The following is a 15,036-nucleotide window of genomic DNA, read 5'->3' as shown; positions in this document are numbered from 1 at the left end:
TTAGGTAGTTACTATTATTTCACATGATTCATAACATAAGATGCAAACTCAGCTACATCTCCTTCAAAAATATTTATTTCTGGCAAGTGATAGAACGTTGTTTGGAGCGGGTTTCCTGCATGATATACATATATCGTTTTCTCTAGTGCAATCGCCATTCCAAACTCTGTATGGCTCCCGTTTCCGCCATCTAATATAAGTAAAAACACATCCGCTTCTTTTACAGCATTTTTTTCTGCCTGACCAATTTCTCTTAATTGTTCTTGATTCACTGCTCTTTCGTTTTTGGTCCAATCATATGTATGGTGCCATCCTGCATGTTTCAGTTCATTTGCTACGGAACATACAAGATGTTTATTTTGGAAACCTGAGGCGATATAAAAATTCATTTATATACACTCCTTCATTATGTATGGGGAAACTCCTTTTTAGCGTTAATTGTTATAGCTATAATAAAGAACAACTTCAAAAAAAATCCCCATCTTTAAAACTTATTTGCGTTTAAATGATGGGATGCTTCATGGTCTTCTTTTATTTTTTGTTTTTTATAACTTTCATCAGCTAACATTTCTAGTTCAGCTGTTATCTCTGATTTTTCAAGCTCTCTTTCTTGCGAAAATTTCCTTGAAATATAAACAATAACACTACCAACGTACAACACAAAGCATATAATAAGTGCAGTATTTTCATAGAGACTTAGCTCCAACACAGTCACTCCTAATCCATTCGTATTTTCACGCTTCATTAATTGGAATTTCCCTATTAACCCATTTGTTATCCCACTATTTGAGGGCAGTAAAACCCCCTCCTCAAATTCCAGTGAAAGCAAAGAAGTTAGATGGAGGATGCCCCCAACTGATTAAAGTTTCACTTTATTGTAACATAAAAATATCAATTCTTGGAATCTTTCACCCTACTAAAAGAGGCATGATTGTTTCATCATGCCTCTGAAATATTTTGAATGATTGTTTTAATTGCTTCTTTTCCATTATATTTTTTTAGTGCTGTTTTATACTTCTCATTATTTTGATTCAATTCTTCGACATACTTTATAAGAGATTTTACAGTTACATCTTCTTCATATAATACGGAGGCATACCCTTGCCTTTCAAAGGACTCTGCATTTAATATTTGATCTCCACGGCTTGCAAATTTCGATAATGGAATTAAAACCATCGGCTTTTGTAATGTTAAAAATTCAAAAATTGCGTTGGAGCCCGCGCGTGAAATAACAAAATCTGTTACCGCTAATATATCTGGCAGTTCTCCATGTACATATTCAAATTGTCTATATCCTTCTTTATTTTGTAAACTTTCATCAAGGTTACCTTTTCCGCAAAGGTGAACAATTTGATACTTTTTAAGAAGTTCTGGTAATGCTTCTCGAGCCGTATCATTAATTTTTTTCGCGCCCAAGCTACCTCCCATAATCGTAATAACTGGCTTTTTACGTGAAAAACCTAAAAATGCTAAACCTGTTTCACGATTTCCCTTCAGCACTTCTTCACGTACAGGAGATCCCGTATATATTACTTTTTCTCTCGGTAAATGTTTCGCCGCTTCTTCAAATGTAACAAATATTTTCGAAGCAAAACGAAGCGCAATTTTATTTGCTAGTCCTGGCGTCATATCAGATTCATGTAATAAAACTGGTACTCTATTTAGCCATCCTCCAATTACGACTGGTACGGATACGAAACCGCCTTTTGAAAAAATCACATCTGGTTTTAGTTTTCGAATTCTTACATACGCATCCATAACCCCCTTCATTACAAGAAAAGGATCTTTTATATTTTTTAAATCAAAATAACGACGTAGCTTTCCACTCGAAATACTATAGTAGGGAATGCCTTCCTTTTCTATAATCGTTTTCTCAATACCTTGGTGAGAACCAATATAAGAGATATCCCAGTTGTCTTCCTGTAAATATGGGATAATGGCTAAATTAGGTGTTACATGTCCTGCCGAACCGCCACCTGTAAAGACTATTTTCTTCATACGTCTCCCCCTTCTAGACTATAATACACTAAAATATCTTGCCTCAGGGTGAGAAAATACCATAGCCGTTACGGACGCTTCTGGCTCCATCATGAATCCTTCTGTTAATGAAATACCTATTTCCTCTGGATGAATTAAGCGAAATAGCTTTTCTTGATCTGAAAGTTCTGGACACGCCGGATAACCAAATGACACGCGTATTCCTCTATATTTCGTACGGAAACGTTCTTCCATCGTCAGTTCAGGTGAGTCTGGAATGCCCCAGCGGTCACGAATGAGCATATGTGTTTTTTCAGCAAGTCCTTCTGCTAATTCAAGCGCTAACGATTGAATGGCATGACTACGTAAGTAATCACCTTTCGCCTTCCACTCTTCAGCAATGTCCCGAACTCCTTCCCCAACCGTAACAGATAAGAAAGCAACATAGTCCATCTCATCTCCAATTGGGCGCAAATAATCGCCTAAAGTACGATAGGGAGCCTTTCCTTGTCTAGGGAATGTGAAACGCTCTATAACACGCGTATGATCTTCTGGATCATATATTACAATGTTTTGTCCGTCGCTTTGCGCTGGGAAAAATTGATACACTGCTTTCGGCTTTAACCAAGATTGTCCTTCCTGCAATAATTCATCTATTAAATCATTTAATTCATGTGCTCTCTTATCTCCCTCTTTCAAAAGCTTCTTCACATTTCCTTTTAATCCAAGGTGATGCCCAAGTAGCATTTGTCTATTTAAAAATGGAGCGAGATGAAGAGCCGGAATATCACGTAATACAATTCGTTTTGTTGAATCAGGCACCATAACCTCAGCCTTCGGTAATGGCTCAATTACTGCTGGAATTTCTACTTTCTTCTCCTCTTTTTTTACGATATGAAGATGACGTTCTTTTTTATCCTGTTTCATCTTCTCACGCTCTTCTTCTTTTTGAAGCTTATTAATAATATCGAGCCCCGTCATCGCATCACTCGCATAACAAACGAGCCCTTTATATGATGGTGAAATCCGATTATCTGTAAACTTTCTCGTTAACGCTGCACCACCTACAACAATGGGAACATCAATATTTGCTGCTTTTAAATCTTCAGCAGTCGTTACCATTTGTTGCGCTGATTTTACTAATAAACCTGAAAGGCCTATAATGTCCGGCTTCTTTTCTTGTACTTCTTGAACAATTCGATCCGAACGTACATTAATTCCTAAATTAATAATCTCATATCCGTTATTCGCTAAAATAATTTCAACGAGATTTTTCCCAATATCATGCACATCACCTTTTACAGTTGCTAATAATACTTTCCCTTTTTTTGCACTATCGCTAGATTCCATATGTGGCTCTAAATAACTTACAGCAGCTTTCATACTTTCGGCACTTTGCAATACTTCAGCAACAATAAGTTCATTATTATTAAATAGTCGTCCTACCTCATCCATCCCTGTCATAAGCGGACCGTTAATAATATCAAGAGGTTTTCTTCCTTCTTCAAGTGCAAGACTTAAATCCTCGTGTAATCCTTGTTTCGTACCTTCTACAATATAATTTGCTAGTCGTTCATCTAGCGTTAACGTTTCTTGCACAACGACATCTTTCTTTTTAGCGACTCGGTAAAAGTTTGTAAATTCTTCTAACGTCTCTTTCGTCGTTTCAAACAGTAATGCATCTGCAAGGTGTTTTTCTTCCTCTGGAATCGACGCATAGCGTTCTAATTTTTCCGTATTAACAATCGCGTAATCTAATCCAGCCTTCGTAGCATGATATAAAAAGACGGAATTCAATACTTCACGTCCAGCCGGTGGTAAACCAAATGATATGTTACTTACACCTAAAATCGTTAAACACTCTGGTAACGCTTCTTTAATAAGGCGAATGCCCTCTATAGTCGCTGCCGCTGAACCAATATATTCTTCATCACCTGTCCCTACTGGAAACACAAGTGCATCAAAAATAATATCTGACGGGCGTATCCCATATTTCGTCGTTAATAATTCGTAACTTCTTTTTGCAATTTCTAATTTTCTTTCAGCACTTACTGCCATACCATCTTCATCGATTGTACCAACTACAATTGCAGCACCATACTTACGAAGAAGCGGTGTTACCTTTTCAAAACGCTCTTCTCCATCTTCTAAATTAATAGAGTTGATAACAGCTTTTCCTTGAATATAAGTAAGTGCTCTTGCCATAACATTTTCATCCGTTGAATCAATCATAATCGGTACTTTTAACACTTTCGTAACTTCTGTCAAAAATTTCTCCATATCTTCTATTTCATCACGATCAGGATCTGCCATACAAATATCAATAATATGAGCATTTTTCTTCACTTGCGCTCTTGCCACTTCAGCAGCCTCTTCAAATTTCCCTTCTGCTACTAATCGTTTAAATTTACGTGATCCAATAACATTCGTTCTTTCACCTACAAATAACGGTCTCATAGACTCATCATATTGCAGTGCCTCTAATCCACTAATTCCATGTCCTTCTCTCTCATGATGGTCACGAGGCTTAAGAGATGCTAGTGCTTCTTTCATTGCTTTTATATGTTCTGGTGTCGTGCCACAACAACCACCGATAATATTAACCCATCCTTCTTCAGCAAATCGCTTCACCTTTTCAGCGAGAGAAGATGGAGACTCATGGTAATGTCCATCTTCATCAGGAAGACCTGCATTTGGATAACAAGAAATGTAACACTCCGATAAATCAGATAGTGAACGAATATGGTCCCTCATAAACTCCGGACCAGTCGCACAATTTAACCCAACAGATAATGGTTTCATATGTTCTACTGATAAATAAAAAGCTTCAATTGTTTGCCCAGCCAGAGTCGTTCCCATTGGCTCAATCGTTCCTGAAATCATAATAGGAACCGTTTTTTTCAGTTCTTCAAAAGCAGCTTGAATTCCAATATAAGCTGCTTTCACGTTACGCATATCTTGACTCGTCTCAACGAGTAATACATCAACTTCTCCTTTTAATAATCCTCGTGCCTGCCTTGTATAAGCCTCAATCAATTCTTCAAAAGTCACACCACCAGTAACACTAATTGCTTTCGTTGTTGGTCCCATCGCTCCCGCAACATATACTTCCTTACCGCTTTCTTTAACAGCTTGCTTCGCCAAAAGTGCTGCCTTTTCATTTAGTTCTTCATCTAAATGAGACAGCTCATAATCACTTAGTACAATATTCGTTGCCCCAAATGTATTTGTTTCAATAATATCCGCTCCAGCTTCAATATAAGCTTTATGAATCTTTAAAATAACGTCTGGTCTTGTTTCTACTAAATATTCATTACAGCCCTCGTACTCTTCTCCTCCGAAATCTTCAGCAGTTAAATCCTCTTGCTGAATCATTGTTCCCATTGCACCATCTAATATTAAAATGCTATTTTGTAATTTTTCTTCTATACACTTCATCAATTAATACCTTCTTTCACTTCTTGCTTTTCTCTTACATATTTAACAAGATGTTCTGTAATTTCATATTTTAAAAATGGTGTAATAAGATAAATACCATTAAAATATTTCATCGCTGCGTCGATCAATTCTTGCGAAATGCGAATCCCTTCCTCAATTGCCGCCTCTTTCGTTTCGTGTCCATCCATTCTCTCTCTTATTTCTTCTGGAAGAGTAATACCCGGTACCTCAAAATGAAGAAAATCTGCATTCCGCTTACTTACTAACGGCATAATTCCAATAAAAATAGGTTGTTCCAAATGCTTTGTCGCTTCATACACTTCTTCAATTAACGCGATATCGTAAATTGGCTGAGTTAAAAAATATTCCGCTCCAGCATCTATTTTTCGTTCCATTCGCTTAACCGCTGCTTTTAAGTGCCTCACGTGAGGATTAAATGCGCCGCCTACAGAAAACCTTGTCGCCGGTCCAATTGATTTCCCTAAAATTGAACGTCCATCGTTCATTTCTTTAATCATTTTAATGAGCTCAATAGAGGACAAATCGTATACAGAAGTTGCACCAGGAAAATCACCAACGCGCGCTGGATCACCAGTTAAAGCTAACACTTCTTCCATCCCTAACGCCGATAAACCTAACAAATGAGATTGTAGTCCAATGACGTTATGATCCCTACACGTTAAATGTGTCAATACCGGGATATCATGCTTCGTTAATAACGCACCCATTGCCATATTAGAAATACGAGGCGATGCTAATGAATTATCTGCTAGAGTAATAGCATCTGCTCCCGCTCTTTTTAAAGCTCTTGCTCCTTCAAAAAACCGCTGTGTATCTAACGTTTTCGGTGGATCTAATTCCACTACAACTGTCGTTTGTTTTTTCGCTTTCTCTGCTAGAGTGACGTGAGCCTTCGAACGTTTCTCATGCGTATGAACAACTTTCGGCCTTTGAATGGTGTCTTTTTCTATTACAGGTGTAACATTCGCAACAGCGTGCTTCATACTTTGAATATGTTCTGGAGTCGTACCACAACAACCACCTAATAACCGAATACCTTGCTCAATAAATCTCGGCGTCATCGCCTCAAAATAAGCTGGGCTTCCCTCATATACGTAACGTCCCTCCACATAATTCGGGAGACCTGCATTTGGGTATGCTGATAAATAGCCATTTTGCGGAATCGATATCATTTTGAAAGCCTCCGTCATATGAAGCGGCCCTAGTTGACAATTTAATCCAACAACATTTGCACCGTAATCTATAAGTTGCTTTAATATTTCATTGACATCATTTCCATTTTGAGTCGTACCTGCTTCATGTAACGCTAATTGAGCAACAATTGGAATGTTCGTTTGCTTACGCAATACTTTAACAGCATGAAGTAATTCAAATTCATCGTAAAAAGTTTCTAATAGTAATCCATCAACCTGTTCTTCTAGTAAAGCCCCTGCCTGTTCAAGTAGCATAAACTCCCTTTCCATATCAGTCGTTGTAACGGCTCCGATATGTTTCATACCACCAATTGTTCCTAAAATTGCATTTTTATCTGTCACAGATGCTTTCGCCAGTTTTACTGCCGCTCTATTAATTTCTGTAACTTGATTTTCTAAGCCGTACATACGTAATTTCGCCTCATTTGCTCCATACGTATTCGTTTGAATTACATCTGCTCCAGCAGCTACATATTGTTTATGAATCGATATAATTAAGTCTGGATCAGATACATTCAATTCTTCAAAGCTACTTTGCAAGCCATGTGAATGCAATAACGTCCCAACCGCACCATCACCTATTACAATTCCTTTTGATAATAAATCTAGTAATTTCACGAATCTCCCTCATTTCTATCAATATAAAAACCCCCTCTTCACTTTGAAGAGGGGGACATAATCGTTCCTCCTCTTATTATGCAAAACATTCGTTTTGCAGGTATTAGCACCGTTTCAAACATTTCGTTTGAAGGTTGCCGGGTTTCACAGGGCCTTTCCCTCCACCGCTCTCAATAAGAGTTGTCTTTATTATTTTATTTATGTAGCTAAAAGGAAATGCGTTCCCCTTTTAACAATGTTTGTTAATTTTTTAATAAATTTAGCATGCACAAAAGTAAAAGTCAATGACACTTGCGGAAAAATAAAAATTTTTCAAAATAAAGTTGCAATTCAATTATCTTTTGTTGTAAAGTTAAAAACATAATAAAAATTTCATACGAACATTCTTATCTAGAGAGGTAGAGGGACTGGCCCTGTGACGCCTCAGCAACCATTAACATTTTGTTAATAAGGTGCTAATTCCAGCAAATTGTGAAAGATTTGACAGATGAGAAGAAGACTCTATTCAAACCGAAAGCCTTCTTCTTAGAAGGCTTTTTTTTATTTTATATTCACTTAATGTTTCAATTTAAAAAGGAGGAATTTTCACATGTCAACAATCGAAACAAAACTAGCACAAATCGGCAATCGCAGTGAAACTACAACTGGAACGGTTAATCCACCAGTTTATTTCTCAACCGCTTATCGTCATGAAGGAATTGGTAAATCTACTGGCTTTGACTATTCACGAACTGGCAATCCAACTCGAGGTCTTTTAGAACAGGCAATCGCAGACTTAGAATATGGCGAACAAGGTTATGCCTGTAGTTCAGGGATGGCGGCTGTTCTCCTCGTCCTTTCTCTATTCCGCTCTGGAGACGAACTTATTGTATCTGAAGATTTATACGGTGGAACGTATCGATTATTTTCTGAACATGAAAAAAAGTGGAATGTTCGATGTAGATACGTAAATACACAGTCTATTAAACAAATTGAGCAAGCTATCACAACTGAAACGAAGGCTATTTTCATAGAAACTCCAACTAATCCATTAATGCAAGTTACTGATATTGCTGCTGTCGCAACTGTAGCGAAAAGGCACGGACTACTTCTTATTGTAGACAACACATTCTACACACCTTATATACAGCAACCATTAACAGAAGGTGCTGACATTGTACTTCACAGCGCAACGAAATATTTAGGGGGACATAACGATGTACTAAGCGGACTTGTCGTTGCAAAAGGAAAGGAACTTTGTGAAGAAATCGCTCATTATCATAATGCATCAGGTGCAGTTTTAAGCCCATTTGACTCATGGTTATTAATTCGCGGTATGAAAACGTTAGCGCTTCGCATGAGACAGCATGAAGAAAATGCGAAAGCAGTTGTTGCATATTTAAATGATGAAGACGGGGTGACAGATGTATTTTATCCTGGAAGAGGCGGCATGATTTCATTTCGCCTTAAAGATGAAGCTTGGATTAATCCATTCTTACAATCTTTATCCTTAATTACATTTGCCGAAAGTCTTGGTGGTGTAGAAAGTTTAATGACTTATCCAGCAACGCAAACACATGCTGATATTCCTGAAGAAATTAGAACAGCAAACGGTGTATGTAATCGTCTTCTTCGATTCTCCGTTGGCATTGAAAATAGTAACGATTTAATTCAAGACTTAAAGCAAGCCATTAAACTTGTAAAAGAAGGTGTAAGAATATGAGTTATTCTATAGATACACTCTTACTACACAACCAATATAAACATGACTCGCAAACAGGAGCTGTGAACGTTCCTATCTATAACACATCAACTTTTCACCAGTTTGATGTAGATACGTTCGGAAAATATGACTATAGCAGGTCAGGAAATCCAACTCGTGAAGCTCTTGAAGATATCATTGCTTTATTAGAAGGTGGAACAAAGGGATTCGCCTTTGCATCAGGCATTGCAGCGATTTCCACTGCATTCCTCCTTCTTTCACAAGGTGATCACGTACTCATTTCAGAAGATGTATACGGAGGAACTTACCGAGTGATAACTGAGGTACTCTCCCGTTACGGTGTTTCACATACATTTGTTGATATGACCAATTTAGAAGAAATAAAACAAAGCATTAAACCAAATACAAAGCTCTTTTATGTAGAAACACCTTCTAATCCACTTTTAAAGGTAACAGATATTCGCGAGGTTTCTAAACTTGCAAAATCTATTGGGGCTCTTACTTTTGTTGATAATACATTTTTGACACCACTATTCCAAAAACCACTTGAACTTGGAGCTGATGTTGTTCTTCATAGTGCCACAAAATTTATTGCTGGGCATAGTGATGTTACTGCCGGATTAGCAGTAGTAAAAGATGCAGAACTCGCTCAAAAGCTTGGATTTTTACAAAATGCATTCGGTGCTATTTTAGGACCTCAAGATTGTTCTCTCGTACTTCGCGGTCTAAAAACATTACATGTACGCCTCGAGCATTCAGCTAAAAATGCCAATAAAATTGCACATTATTTACAAGAGCACACTAAAGTACAAAATGTCTATTATCCGGGATTACAAACACATCTCGGATTTGATATTCAACAATCTCAAGCAACATCAGCTGGAGCAGTCTTATCATTTACTTTGCAGTCAGAAGATGCACTCCGCCAATTTTTATCAAAAGTAAAATTACCTGTTTTTGCAGTTAGTTTAGGAGCTGTAGAGTCAATTCTTTCTTATCCAGCAAAAATGTCACATGCAGCACTGTCGCAAGAAGCTCGTGATGAAAGAGGAATCTCTAATTCATTACTTCGGTTATCAGTCGGTCTTGAAAATGTTAACGATTTAATATCCGATTTTGAAAATGCCCTTTCTTATGTAGAAGAACCTGTAAATGCATAGAGAAAAAAGAAGATATGAGAATAGGTTTTCATATCTTCTTTTTATGCGATTTAGTTATAGTCATTTGAAATTTTTCTTATAGTCCATAAAAAATAAAAGTATATCATCTATTTCTAAATAATTGATTAATTGATATATTAAAAAATAAAAAAGGGGTAAAAATAATGGATACTTGTGCAGATATTTTAATCGTTATCGATTTACAAAATGGCGTATGTTATGGCGGAGAGCATTTATTTGATTTACAGAACTTACTAACAAAAGTAAATAAAAGAATTTCTTCATACAGAAAATTAAATAAACCAATCCTTTTTGTTCAACATTGTGATGATGATTTAGTACCCGAGAAAGAACTTTGGGCTATTCATACCGATCTTGATGTTCAAGAACAAGATTTTTTTGTAAGAAAAACACATGCTAATTCATTTTATAAAACAAACTTAAAAGAAATTTTAGATCAATTATCTGTAAATCGCATTGAATTTTGCGGTGCCCAAACAGAGTACTGTATGGATGCTACGATTAAGTTTGCCCACGGACTGGGATACGAAAACTTTATGATACAGAAAACAACCTCTACGTTGAATAATCCTTTTATGTCCGCAAAAGAGACAATTGATTTTTACGAGAACATATGGAATCACAGATTTTTAACGTTGCTAAAAGATGAATTTTAGAATAAATGACTAATGACTTGATTATCCTAAGATTTATCAGCCGTAATCAAATATTTCATTATCACCATAAAGAAGCGAATTACATTCAGCTTCTTTTCTTTTAACCTGTTTTATATTCTATATATATCATTATAATTCCTTTGTCATATTATTTTAAAAATTTCGTATATTCATTTGAAAGAATAAGAAAATCATGATAAAATTGTGTTACAAATATATCTATATCTTTCAATTTTTAAAACGCATCGAAATTTTCACCCAAAAATGTCATTTTACAAAAACGTGCTAATTTACCTATTTTATTTACATCATGGTCTCTTTTCTTACAATTTCTTTACTTTAGGACTTTTTTTCTGCAACAACTATTTTCTTTTCTTTAAATTTTTGGTATGTATAGTATGGTATAATAGCTCACACGGAGGTGGAAAAGAACATGTTAGAAACCTTTCAAAAAGAATTAGAACTATATGAAAGTAATGCAGAATTATTAAAAGTGCTGGCTCATCCTGTTCGTTTATGTATCGTAAAAGGATTAATTGAGCGCGGTCCAAGCAACGTTTCTACAATGTACACTGGCTTAAACATGCCACAATCTACAATTTCACAGCATTTAGCAAAATTAAAAAGCGCTAAAATCGTTTCTAGTGAAAGAAAAGGATTGGAAATTTATTACAAAGTAGAGAACGAAACAATAATTCAACTCGTTCGCGTATTATTAGGTTAGGGACTAATAATCGAAGAAAAAGAACGTATTCTATATTTTTTATCTCATATCTTTAATATAAATATATATCATGAGAGGAAATATATAATACTACATAAGTCGTATTAAAAAACAAGACACAGTATATACTGTGTCTTGTTTTTTATATTGTTACATACCGCTCCAAATGTAAATGTTGCATATCTTTTGTATGTATAACAACATCAAACGCACTCCCTACTCCTCCATTCAAAATCATAGAACGAACTGCTCGATTTTGTTTTTGTGTTTCAGAAAAAGGATTCATATCTTGATGGCTCGTAAGCTGTTCTAATATCCCTGCAGCTAACAAGAACTCAGATTGTTTCTTATGCCATACTGCACTCATTCCTTGCATACTAAACATCTCCTTTAGCTCGTCCCAATGAATATGAGTAGTAAGATCCATTTCACCTGGATGCGCTAGTGGGTTACGTATTAGCTTATGCTGATAATAACCTCGCAAACTTCCTTCACGGTGTGCTGGATGCATCCATTCTTCTTTTGTGTATCCGTAATCAACTGTAATACATATACCTTTTTGAAACCATTTCGCGATTTCTTTTATATACTCCTCCATCACAATTGGTACTTCAAAACGTTGCCCTTCAGCAATATGAATATTATATTTCAATAAATATCGACCAATTCTTTTATCTAACGGCCTACATACTTCTGAAAGGTTTCCTTCCTCTGTATATGTAATACGCACTTCATACAACATACCATTTCTTTTCTCAATTATTTCAACAGGAAATGCATCAAACAACTCATTCGAAAAGAGAATTCCCTCGAAAGAATCTCCCATTTCACTATAGGAGGTATAGTACGATACATTAGAAAATGAGCCAAGCTGCTCCTGCTGTAATTTCCTATGAAAAGGGCTCACTTCAATCATTGAATAGTTTAAATCAATAAAGGTTTTTGGAGATAATTGCTTCCATTCTTGTAAAACATCATAGGCAAACTTTCCAGTTCCCCCACCAACCTCACAAATATTCGAAGCAACTTCACCATTTTCAACAAGACGAATAAAAAGTTTAGCAAAAGTTTTTGCAAAAACAGAGGATACATTGCTACTTGTAAAAAAATCCCCTTGTCTTCCAATCTTTTCACGTTCTTTCATATAATATCCATGACCTTCTGTATACAATACAAGGTTCATATACGTACTATATGAAATTGAATAATCCTTTTCTTTCCCCATCCATTCTCTTAAAATGAGCTCCATTCCCATAATGACTCCTTATTGTAAAAACGGATTATTTTCTTTTTCAAAACCAATGCTTGTTTCTGGACCATGTCCACATAACACCGCTGTCTCATCTGGTAATACAAATAATTTCTCTTCAATACTTCCAATTAATTCAGCAAAACTTCCACCAGGCAAATCTGTTCTTCCAATGCTCATTTGGAACAATACATCTCCTGAGAATACAGCATTTGCCTCTTTACTATAATAAGAAATACTTCCTGGAGAATGTCCTGGCGTCTCAAAAATTTCAAAATTAAATGATCCAATTGTTAATGTACCTTCTGCATCAATAATATGATCCGCTGGTTTTGCTGTAATACTGCGGTTCATCATAAAAATTTGAGAGCCGTTTACAGTTGCATCTCCTAACCAATCTGCTTCTTCTTTATGTACGTATACAGGAATATGAAAAGCGTCTCTTACCGCATCAACAGCACCGATATGATCAAAGTGAGCATGCGTTAATAAAACAGCCAATGGTTTTAATTGTTCTTCTTGTAAATATGTAACGAGCTTTTCACCTTCGTGCCCAGGGTCAAAGATAATGCACTCTTTTTGATCGTTCATTAAAATATAAGCATTTGTTTGTAATGGGCCTAACGGCATTTGTATCCATTTCATATGAAAATCTCCTCCAGTTATTAAACTTACTTTTAATGATACAACATTTCTTTCTCTTAGGAAAAGAAAGGATGCTATCTCGACAATCATTTTTAAAACATGTACAATATAAAAGAGTAAATATTCCAAAAACTCATAATAAGAAATGGGTAGACAGAGGAGGATATTGCATGGGCCTTGTTATTATTTTTACACTTGTCACTCTGTTAGCTGTATTTGCTACGCTTAGAACACTTCGTGAAAAAAACTTTTTCGCGAGCGGCTTTGCAATTGCAACTGTACTCGTTTTCGGATGGTTTACGATCATGACTGTTCTATATAACGGGTATCCACCAGCAGCTTAATTCGTTTACACTTTATTCTTCATCGAGATTTCACACAAAAAGAGGAAGGGTTCCCCCTTCCTCTTTTCATATTTCAAAACTTATATCATCTTCGCTTCGTATTTGTGCTTTTTTACAAGCCAAGCTCCTCCGATAACACCTGCATCATTACCAAGTGTTGCAATAGCTAACTTCGTGCTCTTTACAGCACGTGAGAAAGCGTATTGCTCGAAATAGCGTTGAATTGGTTCTAATAGCGCATCTCCAGCTTTAGACACGCCTCCACCAATAACAATTTTCTCTGGGTTCAACGTACTAGATAGGTTCGCTACAGCTAACCCTAAATAAGAAGCTACCTTTTCTACTACTTCGCCTGCTAATTCATCACCTTGTCCAAGTGCTTCAAAGACATCTTTTGATGTAATACGTCCTTCTTCAGCTAACATAGAACGCAACATGCTTTCTTTATTAGTCTCTTGTATTTTTTGCATAGCAACACGTACAATACCTGTCGCAGATGCTACTGTTTCTAAGCAACCAGACTTCCCGCAATTACATGGGAAAGCATTTTCTGTAACTACTGTAATATGTCCAATCTCACCAGCAGCACCACTCACGCCGTGTACAATCTCACCATTGGCGATTACACCACCACCAACGCCCGTACCAAGTGTCATGCAGATTAAATCTTTTGCACCTTCACCAGCACCTTTCCACATTTCACCAAGCGCTGCTAAGTTTGCATCATTATCAATAACAACAGGTAATCCTGTTTCTACTTCTAATAAATCTTTTAGCGGATAGTTTTTCCACCCTAAATTAACCGCTTCATAAATCATTCCAGATGCCACATGTACAGGGCCAGGAGCTCCCATACCAATACCAATTAACTTGCTCTTCAATTCGCCTAATTCTTCTAGCTTTTTATCAATTGCTTTCGCAACATCAAGTGTAATATGTTTTCCTTGCTCACCTGTATTTGTAGGGATTTCCCACTTATGTAAAATTTCGCCGTATACATTAATAAATGCTAATTTAATCGTTGTACCACCAAGGTCAACACCAACTAACCATTTCTCTTCCATGTTGCTTACCTACCTTTATCTAATTCTTATTTAGCTCTTTTTGAATTTCTTGCTTCAATAAAAATAAAGCTGTTTGATAGTCTTGTGGATCGATTAGCTGTGATTGATTTAATTCACGCAATTCATCTCGCATTAATTGTAAATCTGCAATTCGATCTCCCGTATAAATAATCGTACCAAATTTCTTTAGCAATTGCTGAATATCATAAATAGATACCATTTCA

At 36.2% G+C, this 15,036-nt stretch carries 14 protein-coding genes and 2 riboswitches; of the genes, 5 read left to right on the top strand and 9 right to left on the bottom strand.

Going from position 1 to position 15,036, the window contains the following annotated elements; genetic code table 11:
- Positions 1-14: 14 nt before the first annotated feature.
- The 5 genes from BM089_RS12370 to BM089_RS12350 form a co-directional block, all read right to left on the bottom strand.
- Positions 15-389: a nucleoside 2-deoxyribosyltransferase gene (locus BM089_RS12370; RefSeq protein ID WP_001012331.1), complete on the bottom strand. Its 375-nt coding sequence runs from the start codon at positions 387-389 to the stop codon at positions 15-17.
- Positions 390-484: 95 nt separating this feature from the next.
- Positions 485-745 carry a DUF3966 domain-containing protein gene (locus tag BM089_RS12365; RefSeq protein WP_000817964.1) on the bottom strand — a complete coding sequence of 87 codons (261 nt, stop codon included), beginning with the start codon at positions 743-745 and terminating at the stop codon, positions 485-487.
- Between the two features lie 194 nt (positions 746-939).
- Positions 940-1,998 (bottom strand): undecaprenyldiphospho-muramoylpentapeptide beta-N-acetylglucosaminyltransferase, encoded by a 1,059-nt coding sequence (gene murG / locus BM089_RS12360; protein ID WP_089171761.1) that lies wholly within the window; start codon positions 1,996-1,998, stop codon positions 940-942.
- 18 nt (positions 1,999-2,016) lie between these two features.
- Positions 2,017-5,415 (bottom strand): methionine synthase, encoded by a 3,399-nt coding sequence (gene metH, locus BM089_RS12355; protein WP_090977065.1) that lies wholly within the window; start codon positions 5,413-5,415, stop codon positions 2,017-2,019.
- Entirely contained in the window at positions 5,415-7,247 is a 1,833-nt protein-coding gene (locus tag BM089_RS12350) for a bifunctional homocysteine S-methyltransferase/methylenetetrahydrofolate reductase (protein WP_000770353.1), read from the bottom strand. Before BM089_RS12350 ends, metH begins: the two co-directional genes overlap by 1 nt.
- A gap of 70 nt (positions 7,248-7,317) precedes the next feature.
- Positions 7,318-7,427, bottom strand: a riboswitch (SAM riboswitch).
- Positions 7,428-7,630: 203 nt separating this feature from the next.
- Positions 7,631-7,741: riboswitch (SAM riboswitch) on the top strand.
- Positions 7,742-7,836: 95 nt separating this feature from the next.
- Here BM089_RS12350 and metI point away from each other — a divergent pair.
- The 4 genes from metI (at position 7,837) to BM089_RS12330 (ending at position 11,510) form a co-directional block, all read left to right on the top strand.
- Positions 7,837-8,949: a cystathionine gamma-synthase/O-acetylhomoserine thiolyase gene (metI, locus tag BM089_RS12345; RefSeq protein ID WP_000103889.1), complete on the top strand. Its 1,113-nt coding sequence runs from the start codon at positions 7,837-7,839 to the stop codon at positions 8,947-8,949.
- The gene (gene metC / locus BM089_RS12340) at positions 8,946-10,109 is read left to right on the top strand and encodes a cystathionine beta-lyase (protein ID WP_090977063.1); all 1,164 of its coding nucleotides are present in this window, start codon (positions 8,946-8,948) and stop codon (positions 10,107-10,109) included. The genes metI and metC overlap by 4 nt, the downstream gene beginning before the upstream one ends.
- Before the next feature lie 164 nt (positions 10,110-10,273).
- Positions 10,274-10,786: a cysteine hydrolase family protein gene (locus BM089_RS12335; protein WP_069356200.1), complete on the top strand. Its 513-nt coding sequence runs from the start codon at positions 10,274-10,276 to the stop codon at positions 10,784-10,786.
- Positions 10,787-11,219: 433 nt separating this feature from the next.
- Positions 11,220-11,510, top strand: coding sequence for an ArsR/SmtB family transcription factor (locus BM089_RS12330; RefSeq protein WP_000894377.1), 291 nt, complete (start codon positions 11,220-11,222; stop codon positions 11,508-11,510).
- Positions 11,511-11,652: 142 nt separating this feature from the next.
- On the opposite strand, the gene BM089_RS12325 is transcribed toward BM089_RS12330, so the two are convergent.
- A complete protein-coding gene (locus tag BM089_RS12325) occupies positions 11,653-12,765 on the bottom strand; it encodes a class I SAM-dependent methyltransferase (protein ID WP_065229363.1) in 1,113 nt (370 codons plus the stop codon).
- A gap of 9 nt (positions 12,766-12,774) precedes the next feature.
- Entirely contained in the window at positions 12,775-13,404 is a 630-nt protein-coding gene (locus BM089_RS12320) for an MBL fold metallo-hydrolase (protein WP_000871225.1), read from the bottom strand.
- A gap of 170 nt (positions 13,405-13,574) precedes the next feature.
- Here BM089_RS12320 and BM089_RS12315 point away from each other — a divergent pair, with 170 nt between their 5' ends.
- The gene (locus BM089_RS12315) at positions 13,575-13,748 is read left to right on the top strand and encodes a DUF2759 domain-containing protein (RefSeq protein ID WP_000524852.1); all 174 of its coding nucleotides are present in this window, start codon (positions 13,575-13,577) and stop codon (positions 13,746-13,748) included.
- Positions 13,749-13,828: 80 nt separating this feature from the next.
- On the opposite strand, the gene glcK is transcribed toward BM089_RS12315, so the two are convergent.
- On the bottom strand, positions 13,829-14,812 hold the full coding sequence (gene glcK, locus BM089_RS12310) for a glucokinase (RefSeq protein ID WP_000391701.1): 984 nt from the start codon (positions 14,810-14,812) through the stop codon (positions 13,829-13,831).
- A 19-nt stretch (positions 14,813-14,831) separates the two neighbouring features.
- The gene (locus BM089_RS12305; RefSeq protein ID WP_090977061.1) at positions 14,832-15,032 is read right to left on the bottom strand and encodes a YqgQ family protein; all 201 of its coding nucleotides are present in this window, start codon (positions 15,030-15,032) and stop codon (positions 14,832-14,834) included.
- Positions 15,033-15,036 lie beyond the last annotated feature (4 nt).

The organism is Bacillus sp. 5mfcol3.1, from assembly GCF_900114335.1.
Taxonomy (GTDB): Bacteria; Bacillota; Bacilli; order Bacillales; family Bacillaceae_G; genus Bacillus_A; species Bacillus_A thuringiensis_S.
This window is presented reverse-complemented; position numbering and strand designations above follow the sequence as displayed.

Excerpts from the sequence above, each read along its gene's own strand:
- BM089_RS12370 (WP_001012331.1), bottom strand. The coding sequence starts at position 389 with ATGAATTTTTATATCGCCTCAGGTTTCCAAAATAAACATCTTGTATGT.
- BM089_RS12365 (WP_000817964.1), bottom strand. The coding sequence starts at position 745 with ATGAAGCGTGAAAATACGAATGGATTAGGAGTGACTGTGTTGGAGCTA.
- murG (WP_089171761.1), bottom strand. The coding sequence starts at position 1,998 with ATGAAGAAAATAGTCTTTACAGGTGGCGGTTCGGCAGGACATGTAACA.
- metH (WP_090977065.1), bottom strand. The coding sequence starts at position 5,415 with ATGAAGTGTATAGAAGAAAAATTACAAAATAGCATTTTAATATTAGAT.
- metI (WP_000103889.1), top strand. The coding sequence starts at position 7,837 with ATGTCAACAATCGAAACAAAACTAGCACAAATCGGCAATCGCAGTGAA.
- metC (WP_090977063.1), top strand. The coding sequence starts at position 8,946 with ATGAGTTATTCTATAGATACACTCTTACTACACAACCAATATAAACAT.
- BM089_RS12335 (WP_069356200.1), top strand. The coding sequence starts at position 10,274 with ATGGATACTTGTGCAGATATTTTAATCGTTATCGATTTACAAAATGGC.
- BM089_RS12330 (WP_000894377.1), top strand. The coding sequence starts at position 11,220 with ATGTTAGAAACCTTTCAAAAAGAATTAGAACTATATGAAAGTAATGCA.
- BM089_RS12325 (WP_065229363.1), bottom strand. The coding sequence starts at position 12,765 with ATGGGAATGGAGCTCATTTTAAGAGAATGGATGGGGAAAGAAAAGGAT.
- BM089_RS12320 (WP_000871225.1), bottom strand. The coding sequence starts at position 13,404 with ATGAAATGGATACAAATGCCGTTAGGCCCATTACAAACAAATGCTTAT.
- BM089_RS12315 (WP_000524852.1), top strand. The coding sequence starts at position 13,575 with ATGGGCCTTGTTATTATTTTTACACTTGTCACTCTGTTAGCTGTATTT.
- glcK (WP_000391701.1), bottom strand. The coding sequence starts at position 14,812 with ATGGAAGAGAAATGGTTAGTTGGTGTTGACCTTGGTGGTACAACGATT.
- BM089_RS12305 (WP_090977061.1), bottom strand. The coding sequence starts at position 15,032 with ATGGTATCTATTTATGATATTCAGCAATTGCTAAAGAAATTTGGTACG.